Raw genomic sequence first — 24,662 nt, forward strand, 5'->3', positions numbered from 1 at the left:
GTCCCATGCCTCCCCGGCGGAGAGCCCGTTACGACGAGGACGCCGCGCCCTACGGGCGGCGGGCCTCCTCGGGCATGCCCGAGGAGGAGGACGGGCCGTACGACGAGTCCGAGGGCGAATACGAGGACGAGCGCAGGAGTGAGCGCGGGGACGACCGCGCTGCCGAGCCGCGCCGGCGGCGGGCCGCGCTGAACGCGGTGTCCGCCGGACGGCTCGGCCTGCGCTACATCGCGGATCTGACCTCCAAGGACACGGAGGGGGTCACGTCGGTGGAACCCGTGGAGAACGGCTGGCTGGTGGACGTCGAGGTCATCGAGGACCGCAGGATCCCGTCCACAGGCGACATGCTGTCGATCTACGAGTGCCAGGTGGACGACGAGGGCAATCTCATGTCCTACCGGCGCACCCGGACCTACCGGCGCGGCACGGGCGCCTACGGCGGTGGGCTATGACCGATCCCCGCTCGCGTCCCATCCTGCGCGAGTCGTCGTACGCGCCGCCGGCCGTCATGGGCCGGGAGTCGACCAACCTGGGCGACATCCTGGAACGCGTGCTCGACCGGGGCATCGTGATCGCGGGCGACATCCGGGTGAACCTGCTGGAGATCGAGCTGCTGACCATCAAGCTGCGGCTGGTCATCGCCTCGGTCGACACCGCGCGGGAGATCGGCATCGACTGGTGGGAGCGCGACCCGTGGCTCAGCGGCAAGGACCGCGAACTGGTCGAGGAGAACCGCCGGCTCCGCGAGCGCCTGAGCGCGGTCGAGGAGCGCCTGCTCGCCTGGGAGGAGCGGACGGAACTCGAACCGGGCGAGCGCGCGCACGAGCGACCCGGCGAGCGACCGGGCGAGCGCGCGGAAGAACGCACGGGCCGGCGCCAAGGTGAACGCACGGGTGAGCGGCGGGGCGACCGCCAAGCCGAGGCCCGCGGCCGGCGGCTCGGCCGCCTCGGCGGAACGGAGCCCGGCCGTGAGTGAGAACCACCCCGCCGTGAGCGAGAACCACCCCGCCGTGAGCGAGAACCACGCCGCCGTGAGCGAGAACCAGCCCACCGTGGGCGAGATCCAGCCCACCGTAGGCGAGAACCACCCCGCCGCTCCCGCCGCCCCGTCGCAGAAGGCGCAGGAGCCCCACGCCCCTGACGCCCCGCGCGTTGCCCGTGAGACCGCCACCCCTGGCGGTTCCGGCCAGGGGGTCTACCTGTACGCGGTGACGTCCGGCGGAGAGCCCCCTCATGACCTGCGCGGCGTCATGGACGGCGTGGTGCGGACCGTGTCCTGCGGCGGGCTCGTGGCCCACATCGGCGACGTCCCCCTCGACCGGTTCGGCGAGGAACCGCTGCGCCGCTCGCTGGAGGACCTCGGCTGGGTGGAGGGAGTGGCCCGCGCCCATCATCGGGTCGTCGAGGCGCTGGCGGCGGCAGGGCCGACCGCCCCTGTGCGTCTCGTGACCGTCTACACCGGAGAGGAGCAGGTCCGCGACCTCCTCGACCGGCGGCACGACGACTTCGCGGAGATCCTGTCGCATGTCGCGGGACGGCGGGAGTGGGGCGTCAAGGCCTACCTGCGCCGGGACACGCCACCCCCCTCTCCCGCGCCCGCGGCCGCCGCCGCGGCCGGTGGCGACAGCCCCGGCATGGCGTACCTGCGCCGGAAGAAGGAGAGCCTGCGCGGCAGGGAGGACCTGTGGCGCGCGGCGGCCGAGCGGGCCGAGCTCCTGCACGCCGCGCTGGGGCAGGTCGCCGTGGCGAGTCGCCGCCACCGCCCGCAGGACCCCCAGTTGTCCGGGCGGAGCGAGTCGATGGTGCTCAACGGCGCCTACCTGGTGGATCCGGCCCGCGAGGAGGAGTTCGCCGCGGTGCTCGGCGGCTACCGCGACCGGTTCCTGGACGTCGAGCTCACGGGCCCGTGGGCGCCCTACTCCTTCACCTCGATCGACCTCGGGGCGGGCCGTGCCGGGGGCGTGCGATGACACCCGGCGGGACCCCGGCGTACCTGCCGGAGCGGCCGCGGGGCGCCGCCCTCGCCGCCGAGGGCCGCCTGCCGCCCGAGCGCGTGGCGCTCGTCGACCTGCTCGACCGGCTGCTCGCGGGCGGCGTGGTGATCACCGGCGACATCGTGCTGTCGATCGCCGACATCGACCTCGTCCGTATCTCCCTGCGGGCGCTGCTCGGCTCCGTACGCGGCACCGAGCCGTTCGACCCGCTCGGCGAGCCGTACGCGGAGGGCGGACGGGCAACGGACGATCTCGCGCCGCGGCAGGAGGGAGAGTGGGGATGACCGGTGGTGAGGCCAGGAGCGCTCCGTGGGACACCGCGGCAGGGCCCTGGCGGATGGGCGTGGAGACCGAGGCGGGCGGCCCGGATCGGTGGGAGCAGGACCAGTGGGAGCGGGACGCGGAAGCCGGGAGGGGCAGCCCCTGGCGGCTGAACACCGACCCGGAGGCGGTGCGGCGTGACCTGAGCCGTCTCGTGCTGACGCTCGTCGAGCTGGTGCGCCAGCTCGTGGAACGGCAGGCCATCCGGCGGATGGACCAGGGCGACCTGTCCGACGAGCAGGTCGAAACGCTCGGCCTGACGCTGATGCGCCTGGAGGAGGCCATGACCGAGTTGTGCGAGCGGTTCGACCTCTCACCGTCCGACCTCAACCTCGACCTGGGACCCCTCGGCACGCTGCTGCCCACCGACGCGCCGTAAGCGCGAGCGTGTACGCCCAGGTCGCAGGGGTAGGCGGAGGGGGTCGATCGGGGCCGGAAGGAGATGTCATGAGTGTCGTCGGCCGGGACGAGGTCCGGGCGCTGCTGGAGTCGCCGTTGCCCGGCGCGACGCTGGTGCTGGTGGGCGGGCGGTGCGAGGTCGTGCCGGAGTCGCGCGCCGAGGGCCTCGTGATCGCCGGCAGGCGCGACCTGGAGAGCCTGCTGGGAGACGGCCCGGTGGACGACCGGCGGCTCGGCGAGCTCGCGGACCGGCTCGACACGGTCGCCCGCGACCTGGGGGCGTGACGGGCCGACCGGCAGCCCCATAGCGCGTGCCGGTCGTGTTGGGGGGAACGAACGTATGGGGGAGTTCGATGCGTCCGCGTACGGGCGGACGATCGCCGACGTCTACGACGAGATGGTGGAGCACCTGCCCACCGGTCCGGCGGTCGAGCGCGTCTTCCGGCTGGCCGAGGGAGGGCCCGTCCTGGAGTTCGGGATCGGCACCGGCAGGCTGGCGCTCCCCCTCGCCGCCCGCGGCCTGACCGTGGCGGGTGTCGACGGGTCGCCCGACATGGTGGCGGTCCTTCGCGACAAGCCCGGCGGTGACCACATCCCGGTCACGGTGGGCGACTTCTCCGAGGTCCGGGTCGAGGGGCGGTTCGCGCTCGTCCTGCTGGCCTTCAACACCGTCTTCGCGCTGCCCTCCCAGGACGCCCAGGTGCGGTGCTTCCACAACGCGGCGGCCCACCTGCGGCCCGGGGGGCGCTTCGTGATCGAGGCGTGGGTGCCGGACCCCGCGGCCTTCCGCGACCGGACGTCGCTGCGGCTGCTGTCGCTCGGCGAGGACGAGGTCGTCGTCGAGGCCGCCCGGCTGAGCCCGGCCGAGCAGTTCATGCACACCACGAAACTGCGGATGACCGCGGACGGCCTGCGGTTGCTGCCGGCCGACCACCGCTACGCCTGGCCGTGCGAGCTGGACCTCATGGCCCGCCTCGCGGGGATGGCGCGGGAGCGCCGCTGGGCCGGCTGGTCCGGCGCCCCTTTCACGGACGACAGCCGCGCCCACGTGTCCGTCTACCGCCTGCTGGAGAGCTGATGCAGTTGCCCGTGCCCAGAGGCCCGCTCACCGACCGGCTCTTCGCGGAGCTGGCCCGGCCGCCTCACGCTTTCGGCCCGCCGCCCGCCGGCCCGTACGGCGACCCATGCGGCGACCGGTACGGCGACGAGGAGGACGCCCAGCTCGCGCTGTTCGTCTGTTACGAGCTGCACTACCAGGGCTTCGACGGCGTCGACGACCGCTGGGAGTGGAACCCGTCGGTGCTGGCCCTGCGGGAGCGCCTGGAGACGTGGTTCGAGGGGTGGCTGGCCCGGCGCGTGTCCCGCCCGCCCGCTCCGCCGCCGCGGGAGGTGCCCCGGGCCCTGGCGGCGCTGGTGGCGTCCGACGACGGCCCCTCCCTGTCGGCGTACCTGCGTGGGAGAGGCGACGCCGCGCAGTTCCGCGAGTTCGTGGTCCACCGGTCGATCTACCAGCTCAAGGAGGCCGATCCCCACACGTGGGGCATCCCGCGCCTGCTCGGGCGGCCGAAGGCCGCGCTGGTGGAGATCCAGTCCGACGAGTACGGCGGGGGCAGGCCGGAGCGCATGCACGCCGAGCTGTTCCGCGCGACCATGCGGGGGCTCGGGCTCGACGACTCCTACGGCGCCTACCTGGGCAGCGTCCCCGGCGTGACGTTCGCGATCAGCAACGTCATGTCGCTGTTCGGGCTGCACCGCCGTCACCGGGGCGCGCTCCTCGGGCACCTCGCGGCGTTCGAGATGACCTCGTCGCTCCCCAACCGCCGCTACAGCCAGGGCCTGCGGCGGCTGGGCGGCGACGCCGGCGCGCGCCGCTACTACGACGAGCACGTGCAGGCCGACGCCGTACACGAGCAGATCGCCGCGCACGACATGTGCGGCGCGTTCGCCGCGGAACACCCCGGCCTGGCCGGCGACATCCTCTACGGCGCCGCCTGCGCGCTGACCCTCGACCGGCTCTTCGCGGAGCATCTGCTGGGCCGCTGGCGGGAGGGGCGCACCTCCCTGTGGCGGGCCGACGCCCAGGTGTCGATGCGATGATCACGCGCGGCCCCCGCCCGCCTGAGTCCGGCCCTGTCACAGAGTCGGGCCCTGTCACAGAATCGGGCCCTGTCGCAGCGGAGATCGACTACGTGCTGCCGCTGCGCTGGCACGACGACGCCGGGCTTGCGGAGCTGACCGGCTACCTGCGCGGCCTGTCCCGGCGCGCCCGGATCGTGGTGGTCGACGGCTCGCCGCCGCCGCTGTTCGAAGGGCACGCGCGCCTGTGGCGCGGCATCGCCGAGCACGTGCGGCCCGACGACGACCTGACCGTCGCGAACGGCAAGGTGGCGGGCGTGCTCACCGGCATGCGCCGCGCCCGGGGCGAGCACGTCGTCATCGCCGACGACGACGTGCGTTACGACGCGGGCGCGCTCGCCCGGGTCCACGCCCTGCTCGACCACGCCGACCTCGTCCGCCCGCAGAACCACTTCCACCCGCTCCCCTGGCACGCCCGCTGGGACAGCGCCCGCACCCTGCTCAACCGCGGCCTCGGGGCGGACTATCCGGGGACCTTCGGCGTACGCCGCTCGACGTTCGAGAAGATGGGCGGCTACGACGGCGACGTGCTGTTCGAGAACCTGGAGCTCATCCGCACGGTCCGTGCCCACGGCGGCCGGGAGGTCCGCCCGCTCGACCTGTACGTGCGGCGCCTGCCGCCCGGCACCCGCCGGTTCTGGTCCCAGCGGGTCCGGCAGGCGTACGACGACCTGGCGCAACCCGCGCGGATGGCGGTCTTCCTCGCCGTCCTCCCCTGCGTGGGCGCGGCTTTGTGGCGACGCCGGCCGGAATTGATCGCGGCGGGCGCGGTGGCGGCGGTCGGCCTGGCGGAGATCGGACGCCGCCGCGCCGGAGGCCGCCGGATCTTCCCCGCCGCGGCCAGCCTGTTCGCGCCGGTCTGGGTGCTCGAACGCGCCACCTGCAGCTGGGCGGCCCTGGCCGCCAGGTTCGCGCTCGGCGGCGTGCCGTACGCGGGGCGGCGCCTGCGGATCGCCGCGCACTCGACGCGCCGGCTCCGCCGCCGGGCACTTTAAAAGTCCGTCCCTTCCGGATCGGGCGTTGCCTGGCGGTGGTCGGGGCTCCGTCAGCCGGGCGGATCGGGCTCACTCGTCGCGCGGAAGCCGACCGCCTTGTGAGAGCCGTCGCAGAACGGCTTGGTCGAGGATCGGCCGCAGCGGCACAGCGCCACCGTGGCCCTGCCCGGATCGATGCGCCGCCCGTCCTGCGTCATGAGCGCGAACGGCCCGCGCACCAGCAGCGGGCCGTCCTCGCAGGGCGTCACCGTGACCGCCGTCACCGTGGCCGGGTCCTCCGCCATGTGCTCCATGCGGTGCAGCCTGCCCGAGACGGTGACGGCATAACAGGTGGTCAGCGGCGCACGGTCAGTCCCATCTCGCGCAGTGGGCGGAGGGGCTGAAGGCCCAGCATCCGGCCCGGCCCGCGTCCGGTTCCTCCGCCGCGAGTGCGAACCCGGCGAACGGCGCGCGGAACGCGCCGGGGACGCCCGACGGGCTGGGCACGCCCGACTTCACGCTCGGCGGGGCGAAGGCCCACCGCGGCGTCGCCGTGCCGCCCGTCCCCCCGCCGCCCGAGAACTCGTGGGAGTGCCCGGCCGTACGGCTCCGCCAGGGCGCCAGGCTCCAGCAGCCGGCCGTGCCGTCGTCCCCGCATCGATCACGCGCCTGGGCGACCAGCGGCGGCAGCGGCAGATATCCCGGGATCGCGATCGGCGCGGCCGGCGGCTGTCCGACCGCGGGAGGCGGCACCGCCGCGGACCGGCCGGTGAGCGACGGCGCGGGAATCTCCCACGCCGCGCTGCCCGGAGACGTCGGGAGGGCCGTGGGAACTCTGGGAACTGTGGGAACTGTGGGAACTGTGGGAGCGGTGGGAGACGTAGGCGTCACGGGCGGAAGGGCCGTCCGCGTCGGCGTCGCCGTACCGCCCGCCTGCGGGACGGCGGGCGGAGTGGCGGCGGGAAGCGCGGTCGAGGTGACGGTCGCGCTCGGCTTGGGCTCCTGAGGCTGCTGCTGCGTCGGCTTGTGCGTCGGTTTGCCGCTCGGCGCCTGCTTGTCTGTGGGCTTCGGCTTCGAGGTGGGCTTGTCCGTCGGCTTGTCCGTCGGCTTCGAGGTCGGCTTGGCCGTCGGCTTGGCCGTGGGCTTGTCCGTCGGCTTCGAGGTGGGCTTGTCTGTGGGCTTGCCCGAGGGTTTGTCCGTCGGCTTCCCTGTGGCCGTGGGGCTCGGTTGGGGGTTCGCCGTGGAGCCCGTGCCGGGCGAGACGTCCACCGAGACGGTCGCGTGCGGGGTGGCCTGCGGGGTGGCCTGCGGCGTCGCCGTCGAGGCGGGCCCGTTGCCCGGTGTGGCCGCGGTCGCGCCGCTCGCGGCCGGTGCGGGAGTCGCCGTCGAGGCGGGCCCGCTGCTCGCGACCGGCGCGGGCGCCCCCTGACCGGTCTGGCCGGAGGAGGCGGCGGCAGCGCCGCCGGCCGTCGGCTTCGGAGTCGACGCGGTGCCCTGCCCGCCGTTCGGCGCCGGCTTTCCCTGCCCGCCCGGCGCGGCCAGGGCCTTCATCATGGGGCCGCTGCTCGCGGTGGGGACGGGCCCCTGCGGAGCTGATGGCGAGGGGACGGGCGGCGTCGCCGTGCCACCGGGCGTGTCCGGCGACGGAGTGGCGGGTGGCGGCGGAGCGGAGCCCTCGGCGCGCCTGTCGCCGCCCGCGTGACGCGACGTGCCGATCCGCCGGTCGCCGCTGCTGCCGCCGGACCCGTGGCGGCCGTAAGCACGGGAGTCGCGAGCCGTCTGGTCGCCCGTGACGCGGCTCCGGGCATCACGGTCCTGATCACGCAACTCGTGGGCCGTCCGGTCTCGGGTGGAGGTGTCTTTCGATCCGGCGCCCACGGCGACGCCGGACGACCCGGAGGACGGCCCCGCGGACTCCTGTGACTTCCCTGACGAGCCATCGGAACTGCCGGACGAGCCGCCAGAGGCACCGGAACCGGCCTTGTCCGCCGATTGCGAGTCAGGCGCGGCGTCGCCCGCTGCCTTCGCGGTGTCATCGGACTGGTTCGAGGCACCGGGCGAGTCGTCGTGCGTAGAACCGGACGAACCACCCGGGCCGCCCGGCGAGTCCTGCGCCGTACCCGACGCACCGCCGGAGCCGCCCGAGGAGTCATGGGCCGGACCGTCCGGGCCGCTGTGGGAGTCGTGGGCCGTGCCGCCCGAGCCGCCAGAGGCACCGGAACCGGCCTTGTCCGCCGATTGCGAGTCAGGCGCGGCGTCGTCCGGTGCGTTCGCGGGGCCGTCCTGCGGGCTGTTGCCCGCGTCGGCGCTCGCGCCGTCGGCCTCGCCGGCCGAGCCGCCGGAACCGCCCGAGCCGCTCGATGCCGAATCAGACGCCGAATCAGACGAGGACGACGAGGCGTTGCCGGGCTCGTCGGAGGTGGGCGCGGCCAGGGGGGCGGCGCCTTCTATCGGTGGGGGGGCGTCCAGGCCGGGCTCGGCCACGGCGGCCCAGGGCTGCGCGACGACGGCGCCGCCGGTCGCGGATACCGCGGCCAGGAGCAGGCCGGAGACCAGGGTGGCGCGCCGGGAGGACATTCGGGGGGTCATTGAGGGGCTCTTCCTCGATCTAGGGAGTGGGCCGGGGACCGATGAGGGACTTCCAGCCCGCCGCGGCGAACTCGGGCGTCCCTGGGAGAGCGGCTGCGGGCACGGACGGAGGCGTAGGGTCGGGGATGTTCACCCAGTCGCCCTTGTTCGCACCGCGCATATCGGGTTTCCACGCCATCAGCAGGCTCATGGCGTAGGGGCTGGAGTAGACGGGGCCGGTGGCACCGGCGCCCGTGGTCGCCGTCACCTGCACCAGGACGGAGACCTGCACCTGGTCCTCGGAGCGGACCTTCCACTGGACGCCGATCGTCTGCGTCCGCAGGGCCGCCCCGGCGGGGAGTTCGCCTTCGGGGGGAAGGCCGAGGGTCTCCCGCCAGCCGCGTACGGCGTCGCGAGCACCCTCGCGTGCCGCCTCACGCTGGTCCGGCGGGGCGTACAGCGCGGCCGCCTGTTCCGCCTGGCCGACGTCGAGCGTCCAGGCGGCCTCCAGGGCGGCGGCCGCGGCGGACGCCGCCCCGATCTCGCTGTGGGGGAAGCCGACGGGATAGCCTCCGTCGCCCTCATGACCGGTCGGCGCCGCCAGCGCGACGGACGGCGCGACGACGCGCGCCGGCGTGGACGGCGCCTCGGCGTGCCGGGTCTGCAGCACGATCACCGCGACGGCAATGACGGTGACGACCCCCGCGATGGCGACGATCAGGTGCCGGGGATCCCACCGTCGCGGCGGTCCCAGGTCCCAGTCGAGCGCCGGATCGGGGATGACCGGTCCCACTACTTGCTCCGGTCTGGCCGCTGTGAGAACGCCTGCCCGGCAGCCGCGGCGAGGCGCAGGTACGCGCCGCGAGTGGTGGGCCGCAGCCGGGCCAGGTCGACCTCGGCGCCCTCCTTGAGATGCGGGTCGAACGGCACCCGCACCACCGCGCGGCAGCGTCCGGCGAAGTGGCGTTCGAGCAGGTCGACGTCCACGTGCGACTTCGGCTCGACCGCGTTCAGCACGACGATGGCGTTCTTGACGAGGTGGCCGTGGCCGTGGGCGGTCAGCCAGTCGAGGGTCGCGGCGGCCGAGCTCGCGCCGTCCACGGCGACCATGGTGACCAGCACGATCTGGTCGGCGAGCTCCAGCGTGGCGCCCATGGCGCCGTGCAGGAGCCCGGTGCCGCAGTCGGTGATGCAGATCGAGTAGTAGCGCTCGATCAGATTGGCGACCGTACGGTAGTCCTCGGCGTTGAACGCCTCGCTGACGGCCGGGTCGGTGTCGGACGCGAGCACCTCCAGCCGGGCGGACGACTGCGAGGTGAACGCGCGGGCGTCGGCGTACCGGACGATGTGCGGCGCCTCAGCCAGCAGGGTCCGGATCGTCGCCGCGGTCTCCGACTTGACCTTGATGCCGAGCGTCCCCCTGTCGGGGTTGGCGTCGATGGCGATCACCCGGTCGCCGCGCAGCGAGGCCAGTGTGTTGCCCAGCGCCGCCGTCGTCGTGGTCTTCCCCACCCCGCCTTTCAGGCTCATGACCGCGATCCTGTGGTGACCGCTGGCGACGGGCGTCTGGGCCTGGGCGATCAGTGTGCGCCGTTCCAGCTCTGCCGCCGACTCCGAGGGGATGATCCGTCCGCCGGAGAGCTGGTAGACGAGCCGGCGCCACCCGCCGGTCGGCTCTATGCGGCGGTTGGTCAACAGATGTTCTGCCGTGAGAGGCACGCTCTCCGGGAACTGCTCGGCGGGAGTGGGCACCGAAGTGTGAATCTCGGTCATGGGGGTCCTTTCACCGAGGACGGGAGGAAACGGGGGCGGTCAGCAGGTGCTCCATCGCACGGTGGCGGTACCTTTGCCCTTCGGGGCGTGCAGTTCGAGCGGTGCCGTCACGGGCGAGGGGACCCCGCACCAGTAGCGGACGCGCATCGCGCGCACGGTGAGCACGTCGGTGTGCCCGGGCTTGAGCGTTCCACTGGACGGCTCGACCACCAGGCCGGGAGCCGATATCCGCCATTTCACGGGTTTTCCGGAGGTCGTCGAGAGAGTGAGGGTTCCCCTCCCGAACGCGTCGAGTGTGACGACGGACGGCGCCTGCACGCCCCAGGCGCCCATCAGGAAGGCGCCGGGAGATGCGGGGGCGTCCGGAGCGGCGCCGCGCCCATCAGGCCGCGTGGCACCCCCGCCTGTGGCGCCCCCGGCCGCGGTGCCCTGTTGCCCGCCGGACTGCGCGGCGCCCCCGGCCGCGGTGCTCTGCCCGCCAGGCTGCGCGGCGCCCCCGGCCCCCGCGGCGGTCGCGGTCACCGTGGCCCGCGGCGTGCCCGAGGCCGTACTCGTCGCGCGCTCGCCCACCGCCGCGCCACCCGCCGTGGTCCCGCCGGTCGCCGCTCCGTCTGTCGCTGCGCCGCCCACCGCAGCGCCGTCCGTCTGGCCGGCCGCCAAGGGGTTCGCGCCCGTTCCCGTTCCCGCCGGATCGGCGGACGCCTGCGCGACGCTCGCCTCCAGCGACCCCTTCTGGGACTGGGGGGCAGGAGCGAAGAGGTTGATTCCCGTCACGGTCCCCGCCGCCCCCGCGACGACGACGATGACGATCCTTAAGGCGGTCGCCCGGAGCAGCGAGCCGACCCGGGCCAGGACCTCGACGATCCTGATCTGCGCACCGGCGAGCGGCCTGTGGGTGAGGTCCACCTCCCCCACCGTGTCGGCGACATCGGTGACGTCGGCGACGTGGGCGGGGGCGGGAACCGCCTCGGCGGCGTGCGCCAGGGCCTCCCTGGCCCTGATCTGCGAGAGCAGCGCGTTGTAGAGAGGCGTGTCCTGCCCCGGCGGGAGCGCGGTGCCCTCTCCTGAAACCGGGTGCGCCCCCCGCGCCGGCCCAACCGGTCCGACCGGCCCAACCGGCCCAGGCGAGCCCGGCCCCCGCGACCCGGGTGAGCCGGTCGCGCCCCGCGACCCGGGTGAGTCGGCCGCGCGCGACGGCCCGGGGAACGGGTTGGGCCGTTGCGCGCCGCGTGACTTCAACGTCCCCGGCGACCACGGCAGGCTCGGCTGGGTGTCCTCCTGCGAGATGGCCCGCACCGGGCGCTCCGGCAGTTCGGGCCCGGCACCGGCCGCACTCTCAGCCACAGTGTCGGCCGCAGTGTCAGCCCCGGTGTTGGCCACTGTGCCGGCCACAGGGTTCGCAGCAGGGTTCGTCACTGTGTTCGCCACTGTGTTCGTCACTGTGCCTGCAGGACGCGGCGCCTCCGGCTGCGCGGGCGGGACCAGGCGGCCGGGTCTCGTGTCCTCCCGGGACGGCGGGCGGGGCTCCTCACGGGACACGGCCGGCGACAGGCCGGAATCGGGCGGCACCGGCGGCGGAGCGGCCGGAGACGACACGGGGAACGCCGGTGCGGGGGCGGCAGGTGCGGGCGCGGTGTGCACGGGAGCGGTGTCCACGGGAGCGGACAGCGGCATGCCGAACGACGAGGGAGGCCGGTGCCCCGTCCGCTCCACCGGCGCGGGCCGGTCCCTGTTCAGGGCGTCCAGGAGTCGTTGCCTGGTCTCGGGCGTGAGGTCGGCGACCGGAGGGCGGGAGAGGATCTGCGGAACGGTGTATCGGATGTTGATGGGCCGCTTGCACACCACGCACGTCACGATGTGGCGGAGCAGCGCCGTACGGGCGGCGCCGAAGTCGGCCGCCTCGCCGTGCTCGTCCGGGAAGACGGCGGCGGCCAGCGGCGCGATCTCCGGACAGATCGGCCGGCCCCGGGCGAGGCCGTCCAGCCCGCTCACGAGGATCTCCACCACGTCCTGGGTACGCGCGATGAGCCTGCCGGCCTCCTTCAGCGGCAGAGCGAGCACGTACACGAGATCCCGAAGCGGGAGTTCGTGGCGGTAGAGCAGGAGCAGCGTCTCCGCGCCCAGGGGGTCCGCCAGGCGCCACGCGCGCCGCACCGCGAGGTGGTCGGGCCCGCCGGGACCGGGCCCGGGCAGGAACCCCCGCCCCGGGCCGGTGGCGACCTCACGGCGCAGCGCGGACAGCAGCCAGGCCCGGTCTGAAACGTTCCCGGGCCGTTCGCGGGCGGCACACGACTCCAGCGCGGCGATCACCGCCGCGAGCATGGGGCCGGACTCGAGATGACCGGAGGCGTAGTCGACGAGGTGGGCGCCATGCTCGTCCACCCATGCCATCCCCCGGCCGGGGTCGAGCGTCAGATCCCCGGCGGGCGGGTTCATGCGCACCGGATCGGGGTGAGGATGACGACGGCGTCATGTTCGGCCAGAGCATCCCTGCGACTTAGGCATCGCACTTGCCTAACAGGAAATCTTGATGCATACCGATACATAGAACGAGATCTTAGACTGACTGCGATGTGTTGGGAAGGAAAAGAACCAGAGAAATCCTGAGTTGAGGATAAGCCGCAAATAACACCGATATGGTCATCCGAAAGGGGCCCAGTCGCGGCACCGTTATCATCTCCCGACTTGTCTGGAGAAGTTGCGGATCATGCTTGCTCTCGCCGCCCCACAGGCCGGATGACCTGCCCTTTCATTCCGTTTCCACGCATGTAACCCTCCCGGAGATGGACGGGTTTCCCGGCCCGCCTTTCGCCCGTCATCCGTACGCCACATCCGATGTGAATAGCCTTCATATTTCCGGGGAATAACCAGCATTCCATGCTTTTTCGGCATTACAGCATGCGCACGACCGGTCTCGGCGTGAAGCAGCCTCCGCCGTACGACGAAACGATCTCCCGATTTACTCGGGAGCCGCAACCACGGGCGCGACCTACGTCGAAGAGGTACGCGTGGAGACCGTCGTCGTGCTGTTCAACCGGGACCTGCGAATTCATGATCACCCGGCGTTGTCCGAGGCGTGCGCCGTGGCCCGGCACGTCGTTCCGTTGTTCGTGTTCGACCCCGCGATCGAGGCCAGGCACCGCCGCGACTTCCTCCACGCGTCCCTCCACGACCTGCGGTCGTCCCTGCGCGTGCTCGGCGGGGACCTCGTCGTACGGCACGGCGACCCGGTGGCCCACGCCGTACGGGTCGCCGGGGAGGCGGGCGCGTCGGCGATCTGGGCGAGCGCGGACGTCAGCCCGCTGGCGCGGCGGCGGGAGCGGCGCCTGGCGGAGGAGTGCCGGGCCCACCGGCTGGAGTTCCGCCTCTTCCCCGGCGTGACCGTGGTGCCCCCCGGCGCGCTGCGACCCGGCAGCGGGAGCCACTACCGGGTCTTCTCGCCCTACTGGCGGGCCTGGTCGGCCACCGCGAGACGGCCGGTCCTCGGCGCGCCCCACCGCCTGTGCCTGCCGCCCGGCATCGATACGGGCCTCCTGCCCGAGGCGTCCCCCGAGCCGTACGGGATCGTGCGGGGCGGGGAGAGCGAGGCGCGGCGGCGGCTGGAGCGGTGGGTGGGTGACGGCCTGGCCTCCTACGCTGAAACCCGCGACCGGATGGCGGGGCGCACCTCGATGCTCAGCGCCTACCTCCACTTCGGCTGCGTGTCGCCGTCGGAGGTGGTGGACCGCGCCTGCGAACGGCCGGGCGGCGAGGAGTACGTCAGGCAACTGTGCTGGCGCGACTTCCACTACCAGGTCGTCGACGCCTTCCCCGAGATGGGCCGGCGCGACTACCGGCCGAGGGACGTGGAATGGCGGCGCGACGAGGAGGCGGAGGCCGCATGGCGGGAGGGCGCGACCGGGGTTCCGATCGTGGACGCGGGCATGCGCCAGCTTCGCGCCGAGGGCTGGATGCACAACCGGGTGCGCCTGATCACCGGCTCCTACCTGACCAAACGCCTCGGGATCGACTGGCGGGCCGGGCTGGAGCACTTCGCCGAGTGGCTGCTCGACGGCGACATGCCGAACAACTGCGGCAACTGGCAGTGGGTCGCGGGGACGGGCAACGACACCCGGCCCTACCGCACGCTCAATCCCCTGCGCCAGGCGAAGAGATTCGATCCGGAGGGGGAGTACGTGCGGCGCTACGTCCCCGAGCTCGCGTCGCTGCCCGGCGACCTGGTCCACGAGCCGTGGAGGGTACGCGGCGGCGTGCCGGGCTACCCCTCCTCGCCCCTCGGAGGTGAGCTCAGGGCGTGACGGCCGCTGTGCCCGTCCCGCCAGCGGCTGGGCGGCATGCCGGTCTGGCGCTGGAAGAACGTGGTGAAGTTCGCGGGATCGTCGAAGCCCAGCCGCTGCGCGCACCGCGCGACGGACAGGTCGGTGTGGGCGAGCAGCCGTTTGGCTTCCAGCAGGATCCGCTGGTCGAGAAACTGTTTGGCGCCCACTCCGGCCGCCGCGCGGGTGGCCCGGGTGAGGGTGCGGGGCGTGTAGCCGAGCGTGCCCGCGTAGTCGGCCACGTGGTGCCAGGTGGCGAACGACTGTTCCACCGCGGCCCGGAACCGGCGGAACACCTCGTGCTCGGGGCCGTCGGAGCCCGGCGCGGAGCCCGTCTCGGGGACCATCCGCAGCACGAGCGCGGCGAGCAGATGGGCGAGGATCGGCGCCGACGCCGGCCGGGGATCCGCCAGGGCGGCCGCGTGCTCCCGGCCCAGGTGGTCGGCGGCGGTCAGGCAGAGGGGCCAGGCGTCCTCGCCGGCCCGCCAGGTGGCAGGGGCGAAGACGTCGGCCGCGGCCCGCGCCGCGGGTCCCGACGCAGGAAGGACGCCCTGCTCGAACAGCACGAGAGACCCGTCGACCCGATCGACGTCGGTCCAGCGGTGCACCACGCCGGGACGGATCCACACGACGGTGCGTTCGCACAGCGGATGGTCCACGAAGTCCGCGGTGTGCCGGCCGCGCCCGGAGCGGATCAGGGCCAGGACGTGGAAGTCGGGACGCTGGGGGCCGGCCCGGCGGCGATCGGGGTCCATGCGCCGCAGCGCGTCGAAGCCGAGCACCTCGACGCCGAAGTCCGGTCCCGGCGCCGGGGCGTAGCGGAGCTGCCGGACACCGGGAAGCTGACCGTTTTCCACAAGCACCGAGCGCCTTTCGACCGGGATCTCCCCGGCCCGTCACCCTAGCGTTTTCTCCACACCCCTGCACGACAGAGGCGTCGGAGGGCGGGACGCACCGCTCACGTACGCCTGCTCGTGCCATGGATCGGAGGACATGATGACGACGACTTTCACAACTCAGGACGTCCCGGTGACGGGCGGCACGATCGAGGTGCGCCACCAGGGAGGCGGCACGCCGGCGGCGGTGTTCCTGCCCTACTGGGGCGGGTCGGCCGCGACCTGGGACGCGGTCGTGGAGCGGCTGCCGCGCGAACGCGGCACGGTCCGCTACGACCCGCGCGGGTGGGGCGCCTCGCGGGGGCTGCCCGGCCCGTACGGCCTTGAGCAGCTCGCCGACGACCTGGCCGCCGTGGTGCGGGAGCTGCGCCTGGAACGATACGTGCTCGTCGGGCACTCCATGGGCGGCAAGATCGCCCAACTGGCCGCCGCCCGGCGTCCGGCCGGCCTGGCCGGTCTGGTGCTGGTCGCGCCCGCGCCCGCGGAGCCGCCCGCCACCGTCACGCCCGACTACAGGCGGTTCCTCGCCGGCGCCTACGACTCGGCGCAGGCCGTCGGACAGGCCATCGACACCGCACTGACCGCCACCGCGATCCCCGGCGCGGTCCGCGAGGCGATCGTGCGCGACAGCCTGGCCGCCGACGACCCCGCGGGCCGGGAGTGGCCCCTCAACGGCATCGCCGCCGACATCACCGCCGCCGCGCGGACGATCGAGGCTCCCGTGCTGGTGCTCTCCGGCGAACACGACCGGGTCGAGCCGCCGCAGGTGCTCCGCGACCACCTGCTGCCCCACATCCCCCACGCGCGGTTGGACGTCGTCGCCGGGAGCGGGCACCTGCTGCCCGTGGAGGCGCCGGACGCGGTCGCCACGGCGGTGGACCGATTCATCGCCGCCGTCGCCGAAGGCTGACCGCTCAGAAGATCAGAACGAGCTTGCCGGTGGTGTGGCCGGTCTCGATCAGCCGGTGTGCCCGCGCCACCTCCTCGACCGGGATCGCCTCCTGGATCCGCACCTTCAGGTCGCCCTTCTCGTACAGGGCGGTCAGCCGGGCGAGCCGGTCCGCCGAGCGCTCGGTGCCCAGCCGCCGGACGCCGAGCCGCTCGGCGGCGGGCTGGTAGGCGATCGTGCCGGTCCGGGTGCGGTCGGCCACGAGCGCCGCCGAGGCCTCCAGCGCCTCCACGGTCCCGGCCGCGTCGAGCGCGGCGTCCACGCGGTGTGGGACGGCCGCCCGCACCCGCTCGGCCAGCCCGTCGCCGTACGCCACGGGAATCGCCCCGAGGTCGCGCAGGTAGGCGTGGTTGCGTTCGCTCGCGGTGCCGACGACCGTCGCCCCGACCGCGCGGGCGATCTGCACGGCGAACGTGCCGACCCCGCCGGCCGCCGCGTGCACGAGCAGGGTGTCACCGGCGCCGACGCGCAGCTTCTCCAGCGCGGTGTCGGCGGTCTGCCCCGACGCCGACAGCACCCCGGCCTCCGGCCACGGCATCGACGCGGGCTTCGCGACCACCTGGCCGGCCGGGACGACGACGTGCTCGGCGTACGACGCGAGCATCGCCCAGCCGACGACCTCGTCGCCCGCGGCCACGCCGGTGACACCCTCCCCGACGGCGTCGACCACGCCCGCGAACTCGTTGCCCAGCCGCTGCGGGAACGTCGCGGGCACGTAGGCGTGGGCGCCCCCGCCGCGGAACAGCGCGTCGAACGGCTGCACGCCCGCCGCCCGCACCCGCACCCTGATCGCGCCCGGCCCCGGCTCGTCCGGCTCCGTCTCGACGACCTCGAGCACCTCCGGGCCGCCGTAGGCGGAGAACACGACCGTCCTGCTCACGAGTCTCTCCTCGTCATCGCGGCGAGCTGGCCGACGACCCACTCGCGGTACTCCTTCGACAGCGGGTCGGCGCCGACGATCCCCTCGACCATCCGGGGCAGCGCGATGGGCGCGAAGGCCAGCGCGTAGGCGACCAGCAGGACGAACTCGGCGTCCAGCTCGCCGGTGATCTCGCCGTCCTCCTGGCGCCGGCGGGTCCGCTCCACGGCCTGGCGCAGCCGGGCCCGCTGCGCCGCCGCCCATTCGTCGTCGCCTGCGGCGGCCGGGCTGTCCCCCAGCGCCTGCCAGACCACGAGCCGGGACCAGTCCGGGTTGTCCAGCGTCGCGTCGAGGTGGGCCGCCACGCTCTGCGCGTACGTCGCGCCGGGCGGCGTCACGCTCTCCTGCGCCCGCGCCCACCTGCGCCGCAGTTCCTCGACGAGCCCCTGCTTTCCGCCGAAGTAGTACGAGATGAGCTGCTGGTTGACCCCCGCCCGCGCCGCGATGGCGGCCGTGCGGGCTCCGGCGTACCCCTTCGCGCCGAACTCCTCGACCGCCGCCTCCAGGATCCGCTCACGGGTCCGTTCGGCCGCCTTCCCGCGCTCCTGTGGCGCACGCCGTGCTGTTGAAGCCATGCGCCGCACCCTAGCCAATCATGCAGTTGAATGACAAATGTCAATCAACTACTTGATTAGGATGAGCGCATGATCTTCACAGAGCGCGAAATCGAGTACCTCGGCGGTCAGCGGATCGGGCGCCTGGCCACGCTCCATCCGAACGGCACGCTCCAGGTGAGCCCGGTCGGGTTCCGCTTCAACCGTGAGCTGCAGACGATCGACATCGGCGGGCGCGACATGGCGGCCAGCCGCAAGTTCCGCAACGTGCTGGCCAACGGCAAGGTGGCGTTCGTCGTGGACGACCTCCCGTCCACTGATCCCTGGCAGGTGCGCTGCCTGGAGATACGCGGGCACGGCGAGGCGCTCACCGAACCCGCCGGCTCGAAGGCCCCACTGTCCGGCCCGATCATCCGCGTCCATCCGCGGCGGATCATCAGCTTCGGCGTCGACCCCGGCAACCCCGCCGCCGGCAAGCGCGACGTCGCCTCACGTTGACCGGCGGTGGACCTCGTCCACCCGCTCGGTGAGGCCCTCGCGGTCGAGGTGTTCCAGCAGCGGCACCGCGACCCTGCGGCTGGTGCCGAGCGCGCTCCTGGCCTGGCTGACCGTGAACGGCTGCGGCAGCCGGGCCAGCAGCGCCGCGGCCCGCGCGTCGGCGCCCGGCGCGAGCACGACGCCCTCGGCCACGCGCAGCAGCGCCCCGGCGCGTACGGCGGCGGCGAGCTCGCGCGGTCCGAGCCCCAGCGCGGCCAGCCGCCCTGCCTCCGGCGCCTGGAACGGGGCCTTGGCCAGGTCGTCCAGCAGGGCCCGCACCGCCCCGGCGACGGGGGCGGGCAGCCCGGCCGTCCCGGCCACGACGCGGCCCGTCGTGGTGATCCGCCCGTCGGCCACCGTCAGCGGCGGCCGTACGAGCGCCGTGACGAGCCGGCGGTCGGGCAGGCCCAGCTCGTGGCGGGCGGCCTCCACCGGCATCCCTGGCTCCAGGGGGTGATCGGCGGCGTACCGCCGTACGACCTCGGGGAGCCGGGTGGACAGATCCGACCAGTGATCGGGGTCGGCGTGCCAGCCCGCGACCACCGGCCGTCCCCCGGGCGGACAGCCCATCGCGGCCAGCTCGCCGTCGCGCAGCAGCAGGTGCGTACGCAGGAGGGAGGCCGCGTCCGCCGACGCGTCCGCCAGCGCCTTGGCCCGCTCCCTGGCCGCCCCCCGGCGGCGCAGCTCCGGGGGCCGCACGTCGAGCACGGTCGCCCGCGCGAGCACCCGCGGCTCGCCCTGTCCCCGGCCCGGGTCCCGCAGCAGCAGCGCGTCTCCCAGGTGCAGGGGAAGCGGCCGGGCCAGGCGCAGCCGGGCCGCCGCCCCCTCGGCCTCGGCGCCGAGCGGGCGCACCTCGCACGGCACCGACGCCGAGCCGATGTGGGCGGTGAGCCGGGCGGGCAGGGGCCCGCGGGCGCCTTCCGCCATCGTCACGCGCACGTCGGCCAGGCTCGTCGCCGTCCAGGCGCCGGGCGTGACGAGGGCGTGCCCGCGTTGCGGCGCGATCCGCCCGCGCAGGTTGAGCGCCACCCGCGCGACCCCGGTGACCGACTCGACGTGCTCCTTCAGCGACTCCAGGGCGCGCACCCGCACCGGCTCGCCGTCCAGCTCCAGTTCGTCGCCCACCTCGACGCGGCCGGCGGGCAGCGTGCCGGTCACGACGGTCCCGCTGCCGCGCACGCTGAACGCCCGGTCGATCCACAGCCGCACCGGGGCCCGCGGATCGGGCGCGGGCAGCGCCGCCACCAGCCGGTCGAGGGCGGCGCGCAGCCCGTCCAGGCCCTCGCCGGTGCGCCCGCTGACCGGCAGGGCCTCCGCGTCGCCCAGTCCGGCCTCCGCCAGCCGGTCGCGCGCGTCCTCCAGCGCGGGCGCGGGGTCGGCCAGGTCCGCGCGGGTGACGGCGAGCAGGCCGTGCCGTACGCCGAGGGTGCGCAGCGCGACCAGATGCTCCTCCGACTGGGGCATCCACCCCTCGTCGGCGGCGACGACGAACATCACGGCGGGCACCGGGCCGACCCCGGCGAGCATCGTGCCGAGGAACCGCTCGTGCCCGGGCACGTCGACGAACGCCACCCGCTCCCCGGAGGGCAGCGTCGTCCAGGCGTAACCCAGCTCGATCGTGAGCCCGCGCCGCCGCTCCTCCGCCAGCCGGTCGGGCTCCATCCCGGTCAACGCCCGCACCAGCGTCGACTTGCCGTGGTCGACGTGTCCGGCCGTGGCCACGACGTGCGTTCCCGGGGCCATCAGGAGGTCGCCTTCAGGACGGCCGCGAGGACCTCGCCGTCCCGGTCCGGCGGCACCGCGCGCAGGTCGAGCAGCAGGCGGCCCCCCTCGACCCGGCCGACGACCGGCGGCTCGCCCCGCCGCAGCGGTGCGGCCAGCCGTTCCGGCAGGCTCACGGCCACGCTCGGCAGACGCACTCCGGGGGCTCCGCCCCCGCCCACGGTCGCCTCCGCGGACACGGCCGCCGCGTCCACGCCCGCCTGGCACAGCGCCTTGGCCAGCGCCTCGGCCCGCTCGCCGAGAACGATCGGGTCGGCGTGGAGAGCCTGCCGTACGGGGGGCTCCGGGCCCCGCAGCGTCGCCTCGAGCGCGGCCAGCGTCAGCTTGTCCACGCGCAGCGCGCGGGCGAGCGGATGCCGTCTGAGCCGTTCGACGAGGTCGCGGCGGCCGAGCAGCAGGCCCGCCTGCGGGCCGCCGAGCAGCTTGTCACCGCTCGCGGTGACCAGGTCGGCGCCGGCCCGCAACACGCTCGCGGCGTCGGGCTCCTCGGGCAGGAGGGGATCGCGGTCGAGCAGCCCCGAGCCGATGTCGACGACCACGGGCACGCCCAGCCCGGTCAGCTCGTCCACCTCGACCGAGCCGGTGAAGCCCTCGACCCGGAAGTTCGACGGGTGGACCTTGAGCACGAACCCCGTCTGCGGCCCGATCACGTCCCGGTAGTCGGCCAGGGTGGTGCGGTTGGTCGTGCCCACCTCGCGCAGGCGCGCGCCGGTGGACACGAGCAGGTCGGGGATGCGGAAACCGTCGCCGATCTCGACCAGTTCACCCCTGCTGATCACGATTTCCCGCCCCGCGGCGAGCACGGTGGCGGCCAGCACGAGGGCGGCGGCGTTGTTGTTGACCACGTGGACGCCCTCTGCGTCGGGCACGGCCCGGGCGAGCGCCTCGACCGCGCCGCGTCCCCGGCGCGCCCGCGCCCCCGTGGTCAGGTCGAACTCCACGTCGGTCGCCCCCGCCGCCACCGTCACCGCCTCGACGGCGGCCGGGGACAGCGGCGCACGGCCCAGGTTCGTGTGGAGCAGCACGCCGGTCATGTTGATCACAGGACGGAGGCTCGTGGCGTGGCGCGGCAGCGCGGCCAGCGCGACGTCCGCGACGTCCTCCGGTTCGATCTCGCCCTGCCGCGCCCGCTGCTGCGCCCGCACGACCGCGCCCTTGACCGCCGGACGGCCGAGCCGCTCGGCGGCGGCGACCAGCCGCGGATCGGCCAGCACGGCGTCGGTGCGCGGCACCCGCCTCCGTGGATCCACACTTCAAATTACAGCGGTGGCGCACGGCCCGGCCCATGAGGCCGGACCGTGCGCTCACCTGGTTTTTCGTCAGCTCTGGCAGTGGACGGGATAGGTGGCCTGCGCCGTCGGCTTGTTGTGGTTCAAGACCTCGATCTTGACCGTTCCGTCGGTCTTCTCGGCCCGCGTCCAGTACCAGGCCTGGATGCCCAGCACGCCGCTCTCCGGGATCGTGTGGGTGAAGGTCTGCTGGTTCACGCCGTCGACCACCCAGCGGTAGGTGACCTCCGTCCCGGCGGGCGCCTTGAACTCGCCGAAGGCCGTCACGTAGGGGGCGATGACGCAGTCGCCGTAGTAGCCGACGGACTCGATCTCGGTGATCTGCACGGTGCCCGGCGACGGGTCCGGCGCCACGCACGTCCAGGTGTACGGCACCTGCTTGACGGGCTTGTTGTGGTTCAGGATCTCCAGGCGGACGACGCCAGAACCACTGGACCTGGCGTTGCCGTACCAGAAGTCGCCGATCGTGCTCCGCACCCCGGGCTTGAGCTGGGCCGTCCTGAGCACGCCCGGCTTGTCATCGACGACCAGGCGATACCTGACCTCCGCGTCGCGGTCCGTCAGGACCATCGCGCTGGCCCGCATGGGGAACGAGCCGTCGCACTCGCCGTTGAAGTGGGGCGTCAGCATGTACTCGACGGTCAGGTTGGCGTCGCCGCCCTCGGCCACGCAGGTGAAGGTGAACGTGCGCTGGGCCGGCTGGGCGGGGCCGCCTTCGGCCCGCAGGCCGAGGGTGTGGGAGCCGCTCCGGGTGGAGTCGAGGCTCCAGGTCGCGGACACGTTCTGCACGCGGGGCTGGTCGCCGGCGGGGAAGTCGGCGAACTGTTCCTGCCACATGGAGCCGTCGAGGCTCCACCAGTATCTGACCCTCTGGGCCGCGCCCGCCGGGAGCGAGATCTGGCCGCCGGCCTGGTACGCGACGGGCTCGAGGCAGCCGCCCTCGTAGTCGCCCGGCGTGAGGTCGACGATCCGCGGCACCGGCGTCTGCACGGCCGGCGGCGTCGGACTCGGGCTCGTGGACGGACTCGGGCTCGTGGACGGGCTGGGCGAAGGCGACGGGCTGGGCGACCGGCTGTGCGAGGGTGACGGGCTCGGCGAGGTCGGCGGCGTGGTCGTGCAGGTCACCGTGTAGGCGGCCCGTCCGGAGTCGCGGCCGCCGGTGTTGACGATGCGGATGGCCTTCCAGCCCGCGATCGAGCTGCCCACGGCCAGCGGGAGCGTGACCTGCCGGCTGCGCGGGCCACCCGCCGCGAAGAAGAGCGACTCAAGCCGGCCCTCCCCGGTGCCGCTGTCGATCCAGCGGTAGTAGACCTTGGCGGGCGTACGCGACACCTGGACGGTGCCCGTGAACGTCACCGTCGTGGGGCAGGCGCCCCGGTAGGTCGCCGGGCTCGCGCCGACCGCGGCAGCGGCGACCAGCGGTGCGCTCGGCCTGGCGGGCAGCGGGTGGGCGGTGTCCCAGATCACGACGGCGCCGGTGCACCCGACGTCGAAGCGGCCCTTGGCCGACAGCCCCTTCTTGCCGAGGATCTCCACGGCCTGCCAGCCGGAGGTGCTGCGGTCGAACGTCTGACGGTCCCGCACGACCACCTTGCGCGCGCCGTTCACGCGGAAGCTCCTGATGGCGCTCCTGCTCCCGTCACCGCGTACCCAGCGGTAGCGCACGGTTCCCTTCCCCTTCGCCGCCACCACGGCGGAGAAGCCCACAGTGGTGGGGCAGGCGCCGGATCTCGTGGCCGGGCTCGCCTTGACCCTGGCCACGGCCGTCTTGACGACAGGGGCCGGCCTGGGGGCGGCCGATTCGGCAGCGGGGGCCGTCATGGGAGCAGGGGCCGCGAGCACCGGAGGGGCGGTCAGCAGGCCGCCGAGCAGCGTGGCACTCAGCAGCGTCGCCGTCCATCTCATCGGGGGTCCTTTTCGTTGTTCACGGAAGTCGTCGCTCATGGGAGACGGGCCATGCTGTCCGGTCCGACTTGGAGATCACTTGACACCGCCTTGTAACCGCCGCCCCAGCCGTTTCCTGCCGTCGTTGACAGAGCCGGAGGCGGATCTTACGGTGCTTCTGTTCGCATTTGAGGAACTAGTTCACATATGTGACCATAGGAGCCGTCATGTCGTCCCTGACCCCCCTGATCGGCCGGCGGCAGGCGCTGGCCGGCGCGGCCGCCGCGATCCTCGGACTCGCGGTCGCGTCGCCCGCACGCGCCGCCCACGTGCTCCCCTTCGGCCGGTACGGCTCGCCCCGGCGCCGGCTGAACGACCGCACGCTGTACGTCGACGCTCAGGGACGGGGCGACCACGCCACCGTCCAGGCCGCCGTCGACGCGACGCCGGACGCCCCGGCCGAGGGCTGGACCCTGGTGATCGCCGCCGGGACGTACCGGGAGACCGTCCTCGTGCCGCAGGCCAAGACCGGCCTGTGCTTCCTGGGGGCGACCGGCGACGCGCGCGACGTAGTGATCGTCTACGACAACGCGGCCGGCACGCCCAAGCCCGAGGGCGGCACGTACGGCACCAGCGGCAGCGCCACCACCACGATCCAGGCCGACGGCTTCACCGCCGCGCACGTCACGTTCGCCAACGACTGGCTGCGGGCCGACCACCCGGACATCACCGGCACCCAGGCGGTGGCGGCGAAGGTCATGGGCGACCGGTCGTACTTCGAGAGGTGCCGCTTCCTCGGCCACCAGGACACGCTGTATGCCGACACCCGCGCCCTGGCCTCCTTCGCGCGGCAGTACTACCGCGAGTGCCACATCGAGGGGGACGTCGACTTCGTCTTCGGCCGCGCGACCGCCGTCTTCGAGCGGTGCGAGCTGAGCACCCTGGCCAGGGACGTGACGTTCCGTCCGTACGGCTTCGTGTTCGCGCCGAGCACGGCCGCCGCCAACCCGCGCGGCTACCTGGCGGTGCGATGCGTGATCAACGGGACCGCGGCCGACGCGTCCTTCGGCCTGGCCCGGCCCTGGCGGCCCAGCAGCGACCCGACCGCCCTCCCGTCGCTCGTCGTACGCGAGACCTGGATGGGCCCCTCGATCGACGCGGCCACGCCGTACGTGGACATGAGCTCCGGGTATCACTGGCAGGACGCGCGGTTCGGCGAGTTCCACAACATCGGCCGGGGCGCCGCGATCCCCGTCCCCGAGAACCGGCCGCAGCTCACCCCGGAACAGGCCGCCGAGCACACCCCCCGCAACTACCTCGGCGACTGGCGCCCCGGCCCCGCCCTGCTCCCCCGTCCCTCCGGCCGGTGAC

General features: G+C 74.0%; 24 protein-coding genes. 13 read left to right on the plus strand and 11 right to left on the minus strand.

Features of this window, described 5'->3' with window-relative positions:
* Positions 1–5 precede the first annotated feature (5 nt).
* The 9 genes from gvpO to QSK36_RS25760 all read left to right on the plus strand — a co-directional run bounded on the left by gvpO (position 6) and on the right by QSK36_RS25760 (position 5,845).
* Positions 6–452 (plus strand): gas vesicle protein GvpO, encoded by a 447-nt coding sequence (gvpO, locus tag QSK36_RS25720; RefSeq protein ID WP_285784159.1) that lies wholly within the window; start codon positions 6–8, stop codon positions 450–452.
* Complete coding sequence (locus QSK36_RS25725) at positions 449–976, plus strand: gas vesicle protein (protein WP_225898819.1); 528 nt, start codon at positions 449–451, stop codon at positions 974–976. Before gvpO ends, QSK36_RS25725 begins: the two co-directional genes overlap by 4 nt.
* Positions 969–1,970, plus strand: coding sequence for a GvpL/GvpF family gas vesicle protein (locus QSK36_RS25730; RefSeq protein WP_285784160.1), 1,002 nt, complete (start codon positions 969–971; stop codon positions 1,968–1,970). The genes QSK36_RS25725 and QSK36_RS25730 overlap by 8 nt, the downstream gene beginning before the upstream one ends.
* Positions 1,967–2,278: a gas vesicle protein gene (locus QSK36_RS25735; protein ID WP_183543480.1), complete on the plus strand. Its 312-nt coding sequence runs from the start codon at positions 1,967–1,969 to the stop codon at positions 2,276–2,278. The genes QSK36_RS25730 and QSK36_RS25735 overlap by 4 nt, the downstream gene beginning before the upstream one ends.
* The gene (locus QSK36_RS25740; protein WP_285784161.1) at positions 2,275–2,694 is read left to right on the plus strand and encodes a gas vesicle protein K; all 420 of its coding nucleotides are present in this window, start codon (positions 2,275–2,277) and stop codon (positions 2,692–2,694) included. Before QSK36_RS25735 ends, QSK36_RS25740 begins: the two co-directional genes overlap by 4 nt.
* Positions 2,695–2,762: 68 nt before the next feature.
* A complete protein-coding gene (locus tag QSK36_RS25745) occupies positions 2,763–2,999 on the plus strand; it encodes a hypothetical protein (RefSeq protein WP_285784162.1) in 237 nt (78 codons plus the stop codon).
* 55 nt (positions 3,000–3,054) lie between these two features.
* Positions 3,055–3,792, plus strand: a complete 738-nt coding sequence (locus QSK36_RS25750) for a class I SAM-dependent DNA methyltransferase (protein WP_285784163.1) — start codon at positions 3,055–3,057, stop codon at positions 3,790–3,792.
* On the plus strand, positions 3,792–4,811 hold the full coding sequence (locus QSK36_RS25755; protein WP_285784164.1) for an iron-containing redox enzyme family protein: 1,020 nt from the start codon (positions 3,792–3,794) through the stop codon (positions 4,809–4,811). The genes QSK36_RS25750 and QSK36_RS25755 overlap by 1 nt, the downstream gene beginning before the upstream one ends.
* A gap of 92 nt (positions 4,812–4,903) precedes the next feature.
* Positions 4,904–5,845 (plus strand): glycosyltransferase family 2 protein, encoded by a 942-nt coding sequence (locus QSK36_RS25760; protein ID WP_285784165.1) that lies wholly within the window; start codon positions 4,904–4,906, stop codon positions 5,843–5,845.
* A gap of 50 nt (positions 5,846–5,895) precedes the next feature.
* Here QSK36_RS25760 and QSK36_RS25765 read toward each other — a convergent pair whose 3' ends face one another.
* The 5 genes from QSK36_RS25765 to QSK36_RS25785 are packed head-to-tail and all read right to left on the minus strand — an operon-like array spanning position 5,896 to position 12,607.
* Positions 5,896–6,138 carry a CDGSH iron-sulfur domain-containing protein gene (locus tag QSK36_RS25765; protein WP_225898817.1) on the minus strand — a complete coding sequence of 81 codons (243 nt, stop codon included), beginning with the start codon at positions 6,136–6,138 and terminating at the stop codon, positions 5,896–5,898.
* A gap of 55 nt (positions 6,139–6,193) precedes the next feature.
* Positions 6,194–8,413, minus strand: coding sequence for a hypothetical protein (locus tag QSK36_RS25770; protein WP_285784166.1), 2,220 nt, complete (start codon positions 8,411–8,413; stop codon positions 6,194–6,196).
* A gap of 19 nt (positions 8,414–8,432) precedes the next feature.
* On the minus strand, positions 8,433–9,185 hold the full coding sequence (locus QSK36_RS25775; RefSeq protein WP_285784167.1) for a hypothetical protein: 753 nt from the start codon (positions 9,183–9,185) through the stop codon (positions 8,433–8,435).
* The gene (locus QSK36_RS25780; RefSeq protein WP_183543471.1) at positions 9,185–10,165 is read right to left on the minus strand and encodes a MinD/ParA family ATP-binding protein; all 981 of its coding nucleotides are present in this window, start codon (positions 10,163–10,165) and stop codon (positions 9,185–9,187) included. The genes QSK36_RS25775 and QSK36_RS25780 overlap by 1 nt, the downstream gene beginning before the upstream one ends.
* Positions 10,166–10,204: 39 nt before the next feature.
* Positions 10,205–12,607 (minus strand): hypothetical protein, encoded by a 2,403-nt coding sequence (locus tag QSK36_RS25785; protein ID WP_285784168.1) that lies wholly within the window; start codon positions 12,605–12,607, stop codon positions 10,205–10,207.
* A 566-nt stretch (positions 12,608–13,173) separates the two neighbouring features.
* On the opposite strand from QSK36_RS25785, the gene QSK36_RS25790 reads away from it, so the two are divergent.
* The gene (locus tag QSK36_RS25790) at positions 13,174–14,463 is read left to right on the plus strand and encodes a cryptochrome/photolyase family protein (RefSeq protein WP_285784169.1); all 1,290 of its coding nucleotides are present in this window, start codon (positions 13,174–13,176) and stop codon (positions 14,461–14,463) included.
* On the opposite strand, the gene QSK36_RS25795 is transcribed toward QSK36_RS25790, so the two are convergent.
* Positions 14,424–15,344: a helix-turn-helix domain-containing protein gene (locus tag QSK36_RS25795; RefSeq protein WP_285784170.1), complete on the minus strand. Its 921-nt coding sequence runs from the start codon at positions 15,342–15,344 to the stop codon at positions 14,424–14,426. The genes QSK36_RS25790 and QSK36_RS25795 overlap by 40 nt on opposite strands.
* Before the next feature lie 130 nt (positions 15,345–15,474).
* Here QSK36_RS25795 and QSK36_RS25800 point away from each other — a divergent pair, with 130 nt between their 5' ends.
* The gene (locus QSK36_RS25800) at positions 15,475–16,287 is read left to right on the plus strand and encodes an alpha/beta fold hydrolase (protein WP_285784171.1); all 813 of its coding nucleotides are present in this window, start codon (positions 15,475–15,477) and stop codon (positions 16,285–16,287) included.
* 4 nt (positions 16,288–16,291) lie between these two features.
* Here the strand turns inward: QSK36_RS25800 and QSK36_RS25805 are convergent, their stop codons facing one another.
* Together QSK36_RS25805 and QSK36_RS25810 are read right to left on the minus strand one after the other, a co-directional pair.
* Positions 16,292–17,206: an NADP-dependent oxidoreductase gene (locus QSK36_RS25805; RefSeq protein ID WP_285784172.1), complete on the minus strand. Its 915-nt coding sequence runs from the start codon at positions 17,204–17,206 to the stop codon at positions 16,292–16,294.
* Positions 17,203–17,820, minus strand: a complete 618-nt coding sequence (locus QSK36_RS25810; protein WP_183543461.1) for a TetR/AcrR family transcriptional regulator — start codon at positions 17,818–17,820, stop codon at positions 17,203–17,205. Before QSK36_RS25810 ends, QSK36_RS25805 begins: the two co-directional genes overlap by 4 nt.
* A 69-nt stretch (positions 17,821–17,889) precedes the next feature.
* Here QSK36_RS25810 and QSK36_RS25815 point away from each other — a divergent pair, with 69 nt between their 5' ends.
* On the plus strand, positions 17,890–18,297 hold the full coding sequence (locus tag QSK36_RS25815; protein ID WP_285784173.1) for a PPOX class F420-dependent oxidoreductase: 408 nt from the start codon (positions 17,890–17,892) through the stop codon (positions 18,295–18,297).
* On the opposite strand, the gene selB is transcribed toward QSK36_RS25815, so the two are convergent.
* The 3 genes from selB to QSK36_RS25830 form a co-directional block, all read right to left on the minus strand.
* Complete coding sequence (gene selB, locus QSK36_RS25820; RefSeq protein WP_285784174.1) at positions 18,289–20,079, minus strand: selenocysteine-specific translation elongation factor; 1,791 nt, start codon at positions 20,077–20,079, stop codon at positions 18,289–18,291. The two genes, QSK36_RS25815 and selB, sit on opposite strands and share 9 nt — an antisense overlap.
* Positions 20,079–21,368 (minus strand): L-seryl-tRNA(Sec) selenium transferase, encoded by a 1,290-nt coding sequence (gene selA / locus QSK36_RS25825; RefSeq protein ID WP_285784175.1) that lies wholly within the window; start codon positions 21,366–21,368, stop codon positions 20,079–20,081. The genes selB and selA overlap by 1 nt, the downstream gene beginning before the upstream one ends.
* A 69-nt stretch (positions 21,369–21,437) precedes the next feature.
* Positions 21,438–23,312 carry a hypothetical protein gene (locus QSK36_RS25830; RefSeq protein ID WP_285784176.1) on the minus strand — a complete coding sequence of 625 codons (1,875 nt, stop codon included), beginning with the start codon at positions 23,310–23,312 and terminating at the stop codon, positions 21,438–21,440.
* Positions 23,313–23,518: 206 nt separating this feature from the next.
* Here QSK36_RS25830 and QSK36_RS25835 point away from each other — a divergent pair, with 206 nt between their 5' ends.
* Positions 23,519–24,661 carry a pectinesterase family protein gene (locus QSK36_RS25835; RefSeq protein ID WP_285784177.1) on the plus strand — a complete coding sequence of 381 codons (1,143 nt, stop codon included), beginning with the start codon at positions 23,519–23,521 and terminating at the stop codon, positions 24,659–24,661.
* The last annotated feature ends 1 nt before the right edge of the window (position 24,662 follow it).

It is taken from the genome of Microbispora sp. NBRC 16548, assembly GCF_030268985.1.
Lineage (GTDB): Bacteria > Actinomycetota > Actinomycetes > Streptosporangiales > Streptosporangiaceae > Microbispora > Microbispora catharanthi.